Raw genomic sequence first — 14,729 nt, 5'->3', positions numbered from 1 at the left:
CCATGCTCGAACTCAAAAACTACCAACAAGGGGCCCTGACGGCCCTGAACAACTTCCTGCTGGCGACACGCACCAAGAGCGTCCCCGAAGCGTTTGCGGCCACCATTGCGGCCCAGGGTCGCACCGACGCGTACCACGCCTTGTTTGGCGATGTGCCATCGGTTTGCCTGCGGGTGCCCACGGGGGGCGGCAAGACCCTGTTGGCGGCCCATAGCGTGGCTTTGGCAGGCAAGGCGGTGCTGGACACCGACTCCCCCGTTGCCTTGTGGCTGACCCCCTCGGATGCGATCCGCACCCAGACGCTGGAAGCCCTCGCAAATGCACGCCATCCGTATCGGCTGGCGTTGATGCAGCATTTCGGTGATCGGGTGCGGGTCTGCGACCTCGATAGCTTGCAGACGATCAGCCCACACGACGTGGGCAAGAGCTGCATCGTCGTGGTGGCGACCATCCAGGCCTTCAACGTCTCAGACACGGCGAAGCGAAACGTCTACTCGTTTTTCGAGGAACTGGCACCGCATTTCGACGGACTGCCACCCAATGCCACCGAGGGCTTGGAGAAGGTCAAGCCCGAGGACTTGGCGAACCAGCCCTACCTGACGGCAGCCGATGTGGGCAGGGTCAAGTATTCGCTGGCGAACTGGCTGCACCTTCGCTCACCCGTGGTCATCGTGGACGAGGCCCACAACAACCGCACGCAGCGGTTCTTCGAGACATTGGGTCGCTTCAACCCGAGCTGCATCATCGAGCTGACTGCCACGCCCGTGGTGGGCAACAACGTGCTGCACCATGTGTCGGCTCAGGAGTTGAAGTCCGAGGACATGATCAAGCTGCCCATCGTGCTGGCAGAGCACCCCGATGGCTGGCAGGCATGTTTGCGTGATGCCATCTTGACCCGCAAGGGCCTGCTGATTGAGGCCCAGAAGGAGCAGGAGTACATCCGTCCCATCGTGCTGATCCAGGCCATGCCCAAGGGTGAGGAGGCCACCGTCGATGTGGTCAAGCAGCACCTGATGGAACAGGAGAACGTGCCCGAGGAAGAAATCAAGATCGCCACGGGCTCGCAGAAAGAACTGGATGGCATTGACCTGTTCGACCGAGGCTGCAAGGTCAACTACGTCATCACCGTGGAGGCCTTGAAGGAAGGTTGGGACTGTTCCTTTGCCTACGTGCTGGCGTCGCTGCAATCGGTCAACTCAGCCAAAGACGTGGAGCAGTTGCTGGGCCGTGTGCTTCGCATGCCCTATGCCAAGGCCCGCAAGCAGGAGGCCTTGAACAAGGCCTATGCCCACATCGTGGCCGAGAACTTCGCTCAGGCTGCATCTACCTTGAAGGACAAGATGGTGCAGAACATGGGCTTCGAGAGGCTGGACACAGCCAGCCTCGTCGTGCCTCAGGTGCCGCTGAATCTTTTGGGTGGCAGCGGCACGGCTCCGAAGTCTGTACCGATGCCCGATTGCGTGATCGAGCTGCCTCAGGTGCCCGATACGCAGAACTGGACTCCTGAGGTCAAGCAGGCCGTGCAGATCAAGGAGACCTCGCAGGGTGCCACCTTGGTCATCAAGGGCGATCTACCCGCCGAGGAACTGAGCCAGGTCGAGGCCTTTATCGCCAACACGGTGCCTGCCAAGGCCCGCGAGTCGGTCAAGCAGCAGTTTGACGCCCACAGGGCCGTTCGGCAGGCCATTCGAGCCCCTGCACAACTGGGCGTGAGCTTCGCGTCCATTCCGCAGCTTTGCCTGAATCTGGACGGCCACCTTGAAGTTGTGGAGCGTGAAACGCTGGCCGACCTGGGCGGGTGGAGCTTGCTGGACAAGCCGGTGCAGTTGCAGGGTTTCGCGATCCAAGAGACGGTGAACTCGTTCGAGATCGACGTGAACGGCGAGCGGGTGAAGTACCGCATGCTGGCTGCCGAGCAACTGGGGCTGAACGACGTTGGAAGTCAAACCACCGAGCAGGGATTGGTCCGCTGGCTGGACATGGAACTGCGGCGGCCTTACCTCTCACAGCTCGACTTGCAGGCCTATCTGGTCAAGATGGTGGCCCATCTGATCCATGACCGCAGCATCGGCCTGACTGCATTGGTGCGTGCGAAGTACCAACTGGCACAGGCCTTGGACAAGGAAATCGAACGCTTGCGGCAGCTTGCCATCGGTCAGGGCTTCCAAGCCCGTTTGTTCGAGATGACCGTGCCCACGGGTGCAGACCTGGCCCACTACGGCTTTCGATTCGAGCCGGGCCGCTACCCCGCACGGCAGTGCTATCAAGGCAGCTACGAGTTCCAAAAGCACTTCTACCCGCAGATTCACGACCTTCGAGAGAAGACGCCGGCTGGCAAGACCACAGAGGAGTTCCGCTGTGCACAGGTGCTGGACGCTCACCCGAAGGTGAAGCACTGGGTTCGCAACATCGAGCAGCAGCCGAAGTTCTCTTTCTGGCTGCCCACGGCCACCGACTACTTCTATCCTGACTTCGTGGCCGAGCTGACCGATGGCCGCGTGCTGGTCGTTGAGTACAAGGGCGAGCCCTACAAGACCAACGACGATTCACGCGAGAAGCGGCAAGTGGGCGAGCAGTGGGAGAAGGCCAGCGGAGGGCGATGCCTGTTCCTTTTTGCCGTCGAAACGGACGACGTGGGCCGCAACGTGGCTCAGCAGATCGCTCAGAAAATCGGATAACGCCTGAAAGGCAAACGGGGGGACATGTATCGCACTGTGGCTGATTCGAGCAGATGGTGTCCAGGTCAACGCCCGCTCAGACGCACGGCTGCGACAGTTGCGCTAGCTTGCCGCTGAAGGCACAAATAGGACAAAGGGATAAAAATGACTGAACAAATCAGCAGCCAGCCGTCCGGCACCACCTGGTTCGTCGGGGCCAGCTTTGGTCACACCGATGACCAGAGCGCCCGCTTCCTCAAAGAAGGCATCTGGGAGATCAGCAGCCCCAGCCAGAAGGAGCAGGCGCTGGTTCGCTCCATGCGGCCTGGTGAGCGCATTGCCATCAAGGCCGCGTATGTGCGCAAGCATGGTCTGCCTTTCGACAACCGTCAGCAGACGGTGTCTGTCATGGGCATCAAGGCCATCGGCGTCATCACCGACAACCCACAGGACGGTGAGCGCGTCAAAGTGCAGTGGCAGCCCGCCGATGGCGTGCGCGAGTGGTACTTCTACACCTACCGCCCCACCATCTGGCGCGTTGTACCCGGCGAATGGAATGCGGATGCGCTGATCGAGTTCGCATTCAACGGCAAGCCCCAAGACATCGAGCGATTCCGCAACGCGCCGTACTGGAAGGACCGCTTCGGCACTCTCTTCCAGTGGGCAGACTTCTACGAGGCCATAGCCGAGAAGCTGCTGGCCTACGCAAGCGACCGAGTGCCGCTCATTCAAGGCATCCACCAGATTGCTCAGCGTGTGCAGGGCCTGGGCTATCTGCAGGACAAATTCCCAGATGGAAGCAGCGGCCCCCTGCAGGACATCTGCCCGTTCACGGTGATGGGCACATTCAACCGAGGCATGACGGACGCCAACCGCAAGCTGATTGCGGCAGAGCTGGCGAAGCTGCTTGGCGTCACAGTGCCTGTGCCCTCGACGTTCGAAGGCATCCCCGTGCTCAACAACCAGCGGTCCTGGTTCTTCCGCTACGCGGACAAGCGAGGAGCCGGAGACATTGATGCCCTGTGGCGTGTCTTTGCTGCTGCGCAGGCGCTGGTAGAAGACGAGGAGCCAGGCACTCGCGATGAGTTCATCGAGGCCTATGATGCCGCCACCCAAGTCTGGGGTGTGGCGTGGAACCTGTCCACTGGTTTGTATTGGACTGCTCCATGGGAGTTTCCAACGCTGGACAGCCAGTCGCGGCACTACATCCAGAAGCGCCTCGGCATCACGATCACCACACCAGCGCCGCAAGCGCCTTGTGATGCGACCACGTATCTGCAACTGGCCGACGACTTGCGCACGCGGTTCGCGGAGGACGACTACCCTGTACACAGCTTCCCGGAGTTGTCGCTGGCATCCTGGCAGTTCAAGGATGCGACGCCTGCTCATCAGGAGGATGACGCCACGCCTGACATGACCAACGGTGACTCAGGCGATGAGCTTGCTGCCGAGGTCGTCCAGTCTCCGGCGCCCATCGTTCCTTACTCGCTCGAAGACATCACGCGTGACGGCTGCTTCCTGCCAGAGTCTGAGCTTGAGCAGATGCTGGATCGGCTGCGCACCAAGAAGAATCTGATCCTGCAGGGGCCTCCCGGCACTGGCAAGACCTGGCTGGCCAAGCGATTGGCCTTTGCCTTGATGGGTCAAAAGGACGAGAGCAAGGTCAGAGCTGTCCAGTTCCACCCAAATCTTTCGTACGAGGACTTCGTGCGTGGCTGGCGGCCTACTGGTGAAGGCAAGCTGACGCTCGCCGATGGCGTCTTCATGGAGGCAATCAAGGCTGCGAAAAAGGAGCCCGCAGCCAAGTTCGTCGTCGTCATCGAGGAGATCAACCGAGGCAATCCGGCCCAGGTGTTTGGTGAACTGTTGACGCTGCTGGAGGCAGGCAAGCGCACCCCCAGCGAGGCGTTGGAGCTGTGCTACCCGGATGCTGACGGCGTACGTCGGCCGGTTCACATCCCCGAGAACCTTCATGTGATCGGCACCATGAACATCGCGGATCGGTCGTTGGCGCTGGTTGATCTGGCGTTGCGGCGCCGCTTTGCGTTTGTAGGCCTTGAGCCTCGCCTCGGCCCAGCGTGGCGGAACTGGGTGGTTTCAGCCTGCGGTGTGGATGACGCACTGGCGACAGACATTGAGCGACGCATGGCCGAGCTGAACGAGCAGATTGCAGCGGATGCACGCTTGGGCAAGCAGTTCCGAATCGGTCACAGCTATGTCACGCCCGTGCATCGGCTGGATGCGGGCAGCACCCGGCGATGGTTCCAGCAAGTCGTGGACACAGAAATCGGCCCCCTGCTGGAAGAGTATTGGTTTGACTCCCCAGAGGAGGCGCGTCAGGCCGCCGCACGGTTGCTGCAGGGCTGGTGATGGGTCTGATCGCGCCACCGATTTCCGCCGAATCAGGGTTCACGCCCGGATTCGTGGGGCGCATTCCTGTCCGGAACCTGTGGCTATTGATGCTGTATGCGTCGGACCTGTTTCGGACTGGCGGCACCGCCCATGTGGCCGTCGAAGAAAGCCCAGATGAGTTGCCCGATCTGGTGGCAGAAATTTTGGCTCATGCCGTTGAGACTCGGCTATACCGTCAGCTGAGCCTGGGCTACCGATCTCGGGAAGAGTGGCTCGGCCGCGTTCGCGGGCGCATCGATGTGCTGACCACTGAGCGGCGCCAGTTGCTGGATCGCGGCTTGGTGGCCTGCCGCTTTGCGGAGCTCACCATCGACACGCCACGGAATCGTTTCGTCCGCGCTGCATTGGAGTCCGTCGCCCGCCTGGTCAAGAAGCCAGTTGTCGCCCATCGGTGCCGATCTCTTGCTGCTGCGATGTGGTCCCGAGGCGTCGCAGGCCAGCCGCCGACCCGCGCCCAGATGAGCGCTGATCGATTCGGACGCCATGATGCGGACGACCAGTTCATGGTGGCAGCAGCCAAGCTTGCCCATGACCTGGCGCTACCCACGGAATCCGCAGGCGGCAACGTGCTGGCGATGCCTGGCCGGGAGGAGGCTTGGGTTCGTCGTCTGTTTGAGCGCGCCGTTGGCGGCTTGTATGCCGTGGTACTCAGTCCACTCGGGTGGCATGTTCGTTGCGGCGCCACGCTGCAGTGGGAAATCTCGTCCAAGACGGAAGGTATTGATGACATCTTGCCCGCCATGCGGACCGACGTGGTGCTCGACCATGGCGGCTCGGGACGACGTATCGTCATCGACACCAAGTTCACCTCCATCGTCACGGCAGGGTGGTATCGAGAGCAAAGCCTGCGCAGCGGCTACATCTACCAGATGTATGCCTATCTGAGGTCACAGGTCGGTTGCGGCGACCCACGGGCGGACACGGCAAGCGGCTTGTTGTTGCACCCTTCCGTCGGAACGATGATCGATGAGACGGTCGTCATCCAGGGGCACCCGATCCGCTTTGTGACCGTAGACCTGGCAGCCAAGCCTGCCGACATTCGTGCGCAGTTGCTGCGGTGCTTCGAGGTGTCATGCTGATGCGATCGTGGTCGAACCTGGCCCTCGGTTGCCACACTGTTGGCCGACATGACGCCACACTGTGCGGCGGGGTGTCAGCACATTGTTGTCACATTCATCAGAGGCCTCTTCGCACAGACTTCGCACATTGCACCCACCTGTTTCGCACACAGAAGGCAGCGTTCTTCGCGCATAGGCTGGCACCGTCTTTCGCACATTCATGCTGGACGCACGGTCGCAAGCAGGCTGTCCCCACCGCGTTCGGCACATTCTTTGAGCTCGCATCTTCGAGCTCAAAGAATGTGGCCGCTGAGCACAAAACCGGCAGGTTTGGCGGGAAGCGGCTGATGGGGACAACGCGAGCTCAAGCTGCGTCCAGCATGGCGTGCCAGCTGAGAACCCGTTGCGGCCATGGGCCGAGATGCCGCCAGGTGCGGCGGTGGGCCGCAGCATGCAGCATGGACTCGAGCGCAAATGGCATTGCCAGCACACCAGCGAGGTTGAACTGAGATGGCCAACCCTCGCTCACTTGTTTACGCGCTGTACACCCACTGGGACACCGTCGAAGTCTTGGTGCGGCTGTCGCGCGAGTTTGCGGTGCTGACCAGTGATCAAGTGCTGGGCTGTATCGCGAAAGTGTCCCCGCAGCTAGACGCCGAGGCGCAGGGCGGGGCGCTACGCGCCATGGTGAATGCGGACATCCTGCAACCGTGTGCCCGTAGCAGCGACCTACAGCTCAATGCTTACGTGCTGGATTTCGTGCGTGGGCTCACACGTGAACATGAACTGGGCTTGGCCGCTGTGCTGCAAGCGCGCGTTACCGCCATCCGCGAGGCTACCGAGGCGCTCAACGAGGGCATGCAGGGCATCGACATGGACCGGGCACGAGGCGCAGCCAACAAGCTTGCTGAACTGTTCCGCCAAATCAGCCTGCAACTGGACCAAGACCGCCACGCGCTGCTGGAACTCGCTGAAGACGCAAAGAGCGCCGACGCCAGCATGCCCATCGCCCAGCGCTACCGGCGTGTGCTGGAGGCCTATGACCACTACGTGGAGCCGATGAACCAGATGATGGACACCGGCCCGCAAGGCACGTTTTACCGTTACCTGGAAGACGCCGAACGCTCGCTGGACCTGGCCTTTGAGCAGCTGTCGGTTCAAGGCGGGCTGTACTCACATCGCCTGCAGCTCAGGCAGGTGGCGCACCAGACCAAGGAGCTGCGGCGATTCGGCCGCCTGATCGCCCAACAATGCGCCGACACGGTGCTCCCACTGCGCGAGGAAATGCGGCAACACAATGCGCTGACCAGTGCGGTTAGCCTGCTGCTGGGCCAGGTGCGCAAGCGGGGTCTGCGCCGAGCCTTGTCGCGGCATGCCGCAGGTACAACACTGCCCGTCTGGCGCAACGAGCGGGGCTTCCGCTTGCAGCTGGGCGATGAGGTGCGCGCCGTGATGGCCGCAGCGCAGCAGTACCAACCGCAGTCAGTAGCCTTCCCGCAAGATGAGCCCGGCAACGCCCCGCAGCTGCTGGAGCACGTAGACGAGGCGGCAATCCGGCAGCAGCTGAGAAGCAGCCTACCAGTGGACAGCCTGCTGGACTGGCTGCATACCCATCACGGTCATCTGCAGGATGCGACGCTGCTGCGGCTGTTCCATGAGCTGCAGCACGAGAGCAATTGGCAGATCGAAGCCAGCGAGCATCCTGAGACCACCACTTTGCAGGCCATCCGCGTGCTGCACCATCCTCACCGAGTGAGCCATCCGGAATGACGACGCCTCATCCACTGACGCCGCAACTGGCGCAGATGCCAGCACTGGCCGAGCTCTTCCGCTTGTTCCTGTCCGGCAAGCACCTGAACCGCATGGCCGAGCCTGCACTTTGGGCCGAATTTGAGCAGCACGAGCCGGCATACGCAGGTCTTTTCGCAGCGCTGGGCTTTGAGCTGCGCGTGGATGCGCGAGGCTTTGCTTGGTTCCACAGCACCGATGCCAGCAGCAACATAGGCAAGGTCAGCCGTCAACTGGCGCTGCTGTTCATGGTCATCTTCGACGCCCAAGCCAATGCCGGCAAAGCGCTACAGCGCTTCACTGACTGGCTCATTGATCGGGAATGGCTGGCCGAGGTGCACGAACAGCAGAAAGACCTGCTGGACGCCGAAGGGCTGTCTCCCGATGGGCTGATCGATCTGCTGGGCCGCGCCTGCACGCTGGGATTTGCAGTGGCGGAGCCGGCAGGCTGGCGGCTGTTGCCCGCCGTCTGCCGCTACCTGGACCACTTTGAGGGCCTGGCCGCAGCATCCCGAGATGACGACAACGAGGCGGATGCTGCCCCTGAGGAAAGCAGCGACGACGTGCTGAACGACGAGGAGATCGACTGATGCAGCACGGCTTTCAACGCCTGGTTTTGCTGGGCAGCGCAGGCTACTCCCGCGCCGAGCTTCCGCTGGATGGCGCAGTCTCCCTGGTGGCGCCCAACAACACGGGCAAGACCAGCCTGATCAATGCCCTGCAGTTCCTGCTGATCATTGACAGGCGCCGCATGGACTTTGGCGCGCACGACGTGGAGAAGAGCAGGCGGTTTTACTTCCCCAACAACAGCGCCTATGTGCTGCTGGAGGTGTCGTTGCCGGAATCCGGCACCGTGGTGCTCGGTTGCGTCGGCAAAGGCGTGAGCTTCGAGTATGAGTACTTTGCCTACGCCGGCCCGCTCAAGGTGGAAGAGTTCTGCCTGCCAGATGGCTCGCTCGTGGCACAGCCCAAGCTGGCCAGCCATCTGGCCACCCATGGGCGCCGCGTGTTTAGCTACAGCGGCAGCGAGTTTGCTGACATGGTGTACGGCGGCCGCAACCGCAAGCTCAGCGGCTCGCAAGACTTTTGCGTGTTCCGCCTGGAGCATGCCAGTGACGCCAGCGTCTTCCAGCGCGTGCTCACCCGGACGCTGCGGCTGGACAAGCTGCGCTCCAGCGAGGTGAAGGACTACCTGCTGCAAATCTTCCGGCGTGATCTGCCAGACGCCAGCATCGACTTCAAGGCGGAGTGGGACAAGGCTTTTGCCGACCTCAACGCTGAGCGCAGTCAGTACCTGGCCGCCGAACGCCTGAAAGGCAGCCTCGCTGAACTGGAGCGCAAGCAAGATACTCGACTGACCCTGCGCGGCAAGCTGCTGTGCTGGCGGCCCATGATCGATGAGGCCCTGGGCCAGTGGCAGCAGCACTTCGAATCACGCCAGCAAGCCCTTCAGCACGAGCTGCAGCAGTGCGATGGCGAGCTGGACCGCTTGCGAGAGCAGGATCGCCAGGCCGTGCGGGAGCAGAGCCAGTGGGAGCTGGAGCAGAAGCAGCTTCGCCAGGAGCGCCAACAGCTGCAGGCCTTACAACAACGATTCGCTCTGGTGGAAAGCCGGGCGGTTCTGGAGGCGTGCCGCCGCGACGTGCAGGAGCAGCGCGATGCGCTCGTGGTTCGCTTGGGCCAGGCGCAAAGCCGACCACTGGCATCCATCGAACGCGAGCTGCTCCGTGTGGACACAGAGGTGGCCCAGTTGACACAGGAGATGCGCACGCAAGGCCACAACCTCCACCAGCAGTTGGCAGGCGCTTTGCCGCGCGATCAACTGACAGCCCTGAACAAGGTGCTGGCCAGACCCGTGCTGACATTGGGCGCCGAAGACTTCCAGCTCGATGGCCTGGCGCTCTCCAAGGCTTTTGGCGATGCCGATAGCGAGCATGCTGGCCTGCCGGGCCTACAGCTGCGCATCGCCGCCCTGCCTGAGCAGCACCAACAGCGCAGCCTGGCCGAGCTGGGCGAGCTGCTGGGGGATTTGCAGCAACAGCAGGTGCAACTGAAGGAGCAGCTGGCGACGGCGCAAGCGCTGGAAATTGTCCAGCGCGAGCGGGATGCGCTGGAGCAGCAATTGCTGAAGCTGGATGCCGAGTTGCGGGACTACAGCCAGATGCAGGCCCTGCAAGACAGCGACGCTGAGCGGCAAGCGCGGCTGGTGACACTCGACCAGAAGCTCGCCGAGCTGGCCACCAGTTTGGCGCAATCGGCTGCCCGGTACCGGGCGCTGGATCAGCAGCGTCAACAGAGGCAGAAGGATCTGGATTCACTCGGGCAACAGCACCGGCAGATCGAGCAACGCCGCAACCAGCGCATCGATCACGAAGGCCCGTTCACGTGGCTGTCCGACTCACCCCACCACCCCTGGTTGGCACAGCCGGAGTTCGCGCTGGACCAGCTGGCCGAGCGCCTGCAGACCTATCAGGCAGATTGTCGGCAGTTGCTGGAGCTGGATGACCTGATCCGCCGCGTGCTGGGGGAAATCCACACGGGCGGGCTCACCAAGTACCAGTTCGTCGGCGATCCCGAGGCCGAAATCGCCCGTCTGGTAGAGTTTGCCCATCACCTGCCGCAGGAAGCCGAGGCCCTGGAAAAGAAGGTGCGGTCGGCGGTGGTGAACGTCGCGGCTTGCCTGCGCGAACTGCGCGATGGCTTGGCCGCGTTCAAGCGCCGGATGCGCGAGTTCAACCGCAAGATCAGCGGACGCCAGCTCTCCGATTTGGCGGTCTTCAAGATCGAACCCGAAGACGAAACCGCACTCGTCGAGGCCATTGAGCTGCTCATCAGCACGGCTGCCACGGTTGGCAATGGCGAGACCTTCGAACTCTTCAACCAGCAGAGCGTGCTGGATGATGACCAGCTCAACCGTGCGAAGACGCTGCTCATCGAGGAAGGCAACGCCCGCCATGGTTTGCGCGTGGCCGACCTGTTCCGCCTGCGTTTCTGGGTGGGCAAGGCGGGTCGCGAGCCGGAAGCCTTCGATGACCTCGACAGCGCCGCCTCGAACGGCACGGTGCTGATGGCCAAGCTGGTGACGGGCCTGGCCATGCTGCACCTGATGCAGGATCAGCGGCGCCCGATCCAAGGCATTTGCTATCTGGACGAAGCCCTGGCGCTGGATGCGCGCAACCAGCGCAGCCTGATCGAGACCGCTGCCGAGTTCGGCTTCTCGCTGATCTTCGCCTCCCCAGCGCCACTGACCACCGTGCGCTACTGTGTGCCCATTCATCATCGGCAGGGCAGCAACCAGATCAGCCGCTTCAGCTGGCAGATCATCGAACCCGTGGAGGCCTGATGACCGAGCAAGCCCTGCGCGCGGCGTTGCTCAAGCTGCAAGGCAAGAGCCCCTTACCCGCCAGCCAGTTCACCTCTGCACAGCGCATGGCCCTGGATCAATTTGCCCGGCAAACAGGTGCCGTGAACTGTCTGCGCCAAGGCCGAGGAGACGTGTACAGCGTTTGCGATCAGGCGGTGTTCGACGCTCACGTGTCGCAGCTCTCCCCTCAGGTGGAGCCGTCAATCGCCGAACAGCTCCCTCTGCGCGCACAGCACGTGGCCCATGCCCGCGACAGCAAGGCCCGGCGCCATCAACACGGCAGCCATTACCCGCTGCTCAAGGCGGTCGGCGACACAGTCAGCTGGCGTGAGGTCAAAAGGGGCGCGGAGTTGCCACTGAGTGCTGCCACACGCGACTTCGGTGCGGCCTCACTTTCCATTCAGTCAGATGACGCCTGGCACTCAGAGCAAGCGCTCTGGCTCGTCGAGAACCAAGCCTTGTTTGATCGTACGGACTGGCTGCCCGAAGGCACGCAGGCCACGCTGCTGTACTACGGCGGGCAGCTCGACGGCAGGCTACTGTCATGGCTGGGTCATCGCCCCCGTGCCAGCCAGGTGATCCTCTTTGCCGACTATGACGGCGTGGGCCTGAGCAACTTCGCGCGACTTCGTGAAGCGCTGGGCGATGCTTGCGATTTCTGGCTGATGCCGCAGTGGGAAAGCAAGCTGGCGCGCTATGGCAGCGTCCAGCTATGGCGGGACACCTTGCGCCACTTCACCACCGCCGTAGCGCAACTACCGCCGTCCGTGCGCGAGCTGACCGAGCAGATGCAGCACCTGGGAATGGCACTGGAGCAGGAAGCGGTCTGGCTGCCCGCGTCCTAGTCGCGTTCGTTCGGCAGTTCAGCCAGGTTTGGCTTTGCCTGGACGGGGGAAGTCGTCTTCATCGAGACGCATCGTCTCTATCTTCAATGCCAATTGGGTGGGGCTCAACCCCCTTCGCATCGCACTGCGCAAGCTCACCTCCAAAATGCGCCAGCCCAATGAGTCGCCGTTCGTGAGCACAAAGTCCTGCCCAGGTGGCGCCCCGAGGCGTTGCATGAAGCCATGGGCCAGTTCGCCAGTAGGAATCTCCTGCCCACTCTGCTCGGCGAGGCTCAAGAGCGCAGAAGCGGTCGCTGGCGGGTCTTGCGTGGGGATGCCCTCCAGCGCGACGGGCAGCACGATCATTCGGTCGGGGCTGACCATCGCGGCCAAATCGTCCTGCGCAGTCGGCCCCGGCGTGAGAGACAGCCGAACCCATGCCTCGCCCCACTGCAGAAATCTTGTATGGGACATGCCCGGATGCTCATCGAGAAACAAGCATCGGGGCGCCACTGGCTCCTGAAGCAGGTTGAAAACGGTGCGCAGGTGTGCCCATTCACCTTGGTCGCTCCAGGTGTGAACCATGTCTGACCGAAGCTGCCCACCTTGGACACCCAGGTGGTAAAGCAACGCCGTCACGCGCGCCGCAGAGATGACCTGCGGTCTGCCTTTCAGCCATGCTGACAGGTTGGCCGCGCGAATGCCGGTGGCGTCAAACACCGCTGCCAACGTGAGGCCTCGCAGACGCAAGAGCGCGCCGGCCAGTATGGGGAGTTGCTCGCTGCTCAAGGCAGACATGTCGGCCTCCAAAAGAATCACAGTAAATCACTATAACCAAGTCCAACGCAGCAAGCGAACACTGGATCATCGCGTCATGTCTTGTTATAGTAATTTATAGTGAATCGAAAGAGACCACCATGACTCGTCCGAACAGCCGTCGCCCCATGAGCCGCGCCGCCTACCAAGCTCGCGTGGCGGGCTTGAAAGCCGAGCACCCATGGCTGGCCAAGCAGGTGGTGGAGCCCGCCCCTGGCCACTTGGCGGTGCTGGCCCATTTCGTGGGCCAGTGCGAGCTGCTGATGAAGCCGGCCGACTACCGCCACCTACCGCTGTTTTGCGCCACCACCCAGCGCGACAAGCTCAGCCTGCGGGTGGAACTAGTGGGCGCCAGCATCAACAGAGACAGGGCTTTGTTGGATCTGATCGAAGCCGCTCGGCATGCTGCCCAACAACACTGCCCAGTTTGCTCGGCGCCGGTGATTGGTGGCGATGCGAACGCAGGCCAGGGAGTACGCTGCAAGCAGCACGAGGCCACCATCGGGCTCTTCGCCGAAGACCTCAAGCGCAATCACAAACTGGCTGTAGCTGCAGGGCTGCTGCCAGCCGCCACCAAGCCAGAGAAGTCGGTGCGTGGTGAGCCGCTCGATCCGTCCATCGACGACGCCGTGCACGCGCTGGTGCAGTCTCTGCCAGACATGAAGCCACCAGCAGCGGCGCCGGATCAGCCCGCCCCGCAGGCACCTCGGGCAACACCCCAAATCGCATTTCTGGACGCCGCAGGCCTGCGCAGCTTTGTCGAGCGTCACCGCGCCAAGCCCGACGAGAAGGCCAAGCGGGCGCAGTACATTGCCGAGCGCATCCGGGCCGCTGGCCACGAACGCCGAAAACTGGGCGAACTGCCCGATGTCTGGACACAGCTGATCGAAGACTTCCAGCGCGATTTCCCCAACTTCGCTGAGCTGGCGGAAGTCATGCACGACCACTTCGCCCTGCATGCGATCGGCGATGGACGTGTTGCATGGTCGCCCATCCTGCTGGTCGGCCCTGCCGGCATTGGCAAGACAGAGGCCGCCCGCTGGCTGGCTGCGCGGCTGAGCCTTCCCTTCCGTGTAATCGACATGGCCAGCACCCAGTCCAGCTCGCCGCTGGCCGGGTCGGAATCGTTCTGGTCGAACTCGGAGCCTGGCGTGGTGTTTGAGCTGTTGGCCTACCAGCCGCTGGCCAATCCGGTGATCGTGCTGGACGAGCTCGACAAGACCGACCAGCAACGTCAGTACGACCCGCTCGCGGCGCTCTACACCCTGCTGGAACCTCGCAGCGCGCGCCACTTCATCGACCTCTCGATCCGCGATTTCGCCATCGATGCCAGCCACGTGAACTGGATCGCCACAGCCAACAGCATCGAAAGCATCCCGGCGCCGCTGCTGTCGCGCATGACGGTGCTGCATGTACAGGCCCCGACGCCAGAGCAGGTGGCCCACATCGCTCGACAGATGTATGGCCGCATGCGGGCCGAGAGCCCTTGGGGGTCAGGTTTTGCGCCGACGCTGGACGACCAGGTGCTGGACAAGCTGAAGAACTTGCCGCCGCGAACCTTGGGGCTGGCGTTGAAGCGCGCGCTGGGGCGGGCAGCACGGGACGAGCGGGATCACATTCGGGTGTGCGACCTGCCGGACCTGTCTGCCGCAACTCGCAAACCGCTGGGGTTCACGGCATGAGACCGCGCCAAGGCGCACGCACAGTACGGTTGTGAGCGTTTCAGCGCAGCCGCCATTTGTGGCCAACAACGCTTGCAGGCAGTGTGCCGGTTGAATCGCCCCGGCATTCGCGGAGGCCCGTTGGTTTA

Annotated in this window: 9 protein-coding genes; 8 read left to right on the top strand and 1 reads right to left on the bottom strand. The window is 62.7% G+C overall.

Going from position 1 to position 14,729, the window contains the following annotated elements; translation table 11 throughout:
- The first annotated feature begins 2 nt into the window (after positions 1-2).
- The 7 genes from U6958_RS07840 (at position 3) to U6958_RS07810 (ending at position 12,124) form a co-directional block, all read left to right on the top strand.
- Positions 3-2,678 carry a DEAD/DEAH box helicase gene (locus U6958_RS07840; protein WP_016445644.1) on the top strand — a complete coding sequence of 892 codons (2,676 nt, stop codon included), beginning with the start codon at positions 3-5 and terminating at the stop codon, positions 2,676-2,678.
- 144 nt (positions 2,679-2,822) lie between these two features.
- On the top strand, positions 2,823-5,027 hold the full coding sequence (locus U6958_RS07835) for an McrB family protein (protein WP_016445643.1): 2,205 nt from the start codon (positions 2,823-2,825) through the stop codon (positions 5,025-5,027).
- Positions 5,027-6,148 carry a 5-methylcytosine-specific restriction endonuclease system specificity protein McrC gene (gene mcrC / locus U6958_RS07830; RefSeq protein ID WP_016445642.1) on the top strand — a complete coding sequence of 374 codons (1,122 nt, stop codon included), beginning with the start codon at positions 5,027-5,029 and terminating at the stop codon, positions 6,146-6,148. The genes U6958_RS07835 and mcrC overlap by 1 nt, the downstream gene beginning before the upstream one ends.
- A 489-nt stretch (positions 6,149-6,637) precedes the next feature.
- On the top strand, positions 6,638-7,897 hold the full coding sequence (locus U6958_RS07825) for a hypothetical protein (protein ID WP_016445641.1): 1,260 nt from the start codon (positions 6,638-6,640) through the stop codon (positions 7,895-7,897).
- Positions 7,894-8,505 (top strand): condensin complex protein MksE, encoded by a 612-nt coding sequence (locus U6958_RS07820; RefSeq protein ID WP_016445640.1) that lies wholly within the window; start codon positions 7,894-7,896, stop codon positions 8,503-8,505. The genes U6958_RS07825 and U6958_RS07820 overlap by 4 nt, the downstream gene beginning before the upstream one ends.
- Positions 8,505-11,258, top strand: a complete 2,754-nt coding sequence (locus U6958_RS07815) for a hypothetical protein (RefSeq protein WP_016445639.1) — start codon at positions 8,505-8,507, stop codon at positions 11,256-11,258. The genes U6958_RS07820 and U6958_RS07815 overlap by 1 nt, the downstream gene beginning before the upstream one ends.
- Positions 11,258-12,124, top strand: coding sequence for a hypothetical protein (locus U6958_RS07810; RefSeq protein ID WP_016445638.1), 867 nt, complete (start codon positions 11,258-11,260; stop codon positions 12,122-12,124). The genes U6958_RS07815 and U6958_RS07810 overlap by 1 nt, the downstream gene beginning before the upstream one ends.
- A gap of 18 nt (positions 12,125-12,142) precedes the next feature.
- On the opposite strand, the gene U6958_RS07805 is transcribed toward U6958_RS07810, so the two are convergent.
- Positions 12,143-12,901 carry a helix-turn-helix transcriptional regulator gene (locus U6958_RS07805; RefSeq protein ID WP_016445637.1) on the bottom strand — a complete coding sequence of 253 codons (759 nt, stop codon included), beginning with the start codon at positions 12,899-12,901 and terminating at the stop codon, positions 12,143-12,145.
- A gap of 119 nt (positions 12,902-13,020) precedes the next feature.
- On the opposite strand from U6958_RS07805, the gene U6958_RS07800 reads away from it, so the two are divergent.
- On the top strand, positions 13,021-14,601 hold the full coding sequence (locus tag U6958_RS07800) for an AAA family ATPase (RefSeq protein WP_016445636.1): 1,581 nt from the start codon (positions 13,021-13,023) through the stop codon (positions 14,599-14,601).
- The last annotated feature ends 128 nt before the right edge of the window (positions 14,602-14,729 follow it).

This window comes from Delftia lacustris (genome assembly GCF_040267515.1).
Taxonomy (GTDB): Bacteria; Pseudomonadota; Gammaproteobacteria; order Burkholderiales; family Burkholderiaceae_C; genus Comamonas; species Comamonas tsuruhatensis.
Note: the sequence above shows the minus strand (reverse complement) of the source record. Positions and strands in the feature narration are given on the sequence as shown.

What these genes read in the sequence shown, in the direction of transcription:
- U6958_RS07840 (WP_016445644.1), top strand. Translation starts at nt 3, where the DNA reads ATGCTCGAACTCAAAAACTACCAACAAGGGGCCCTGACGGCCCTGAAC.
- U6958_RS07835 (WP_016445643.1), top strand. Translation starts at nt 2,823, where the DNA reads ATGACTGAACAAATCAGCAGCCAGCCGTCCGGCACCACCTGGTTCGTC.
- mcrC (WP_016445642.1), top strand. Translation starts at nt 5,027, where the DNA reads ATGGGTCTGATCGCGCCACCGATTTCCGCCGAATCAGGGTTCACGCCC.
- U6958_RS07825 (WP_016445641.1), top strand. Translation starts at nt 6,638, where the DNA reads ATGGCCAACCCTCGCTCACTTGTTTACGCGCTGTACACCCACTGGGAC.
- U6958_RS07820 (WP_016445640.1), top strand. Translation starts at nt 7,894, where the DNA reads ATGACGACGCCTCATCCACTGACGCCGCAACTGGCGCAGATGCCAGCA.
- U6958_RS07815 (WP_016445639.1), top strand. Translation starts at nt 8,505, where the DNA reads ATGCAGCACGGCTTTCAACGCCTGGTTTTGCTGGGCAGCGCAGGCTAC.
- U6958_RS07810 (WP_016445638.1), top strand. Translation starts at nt 11,258, where the DNA reads ATGACCGAGCAAGCCCTGCGCGCGGCGTTGCTCAAGCTGCAAGGCAAG.
- U6958_RS07805 (WP_016445637.1), bottom strand. Translation starts at nt 12,901, where the DNA reads ATGTCTGCCTTGAGCAGCGAGCAACTCCCCATACTGGCCGGCGCGCTC.
- U6958_RS07800 (WP_016445636.1), top strand. Translation starts at nt 13,021, where the DNA reads ATGACTCGTCCGAACAGCCGTCGCCCCATGAGCCGCGCCGCCTACCAA.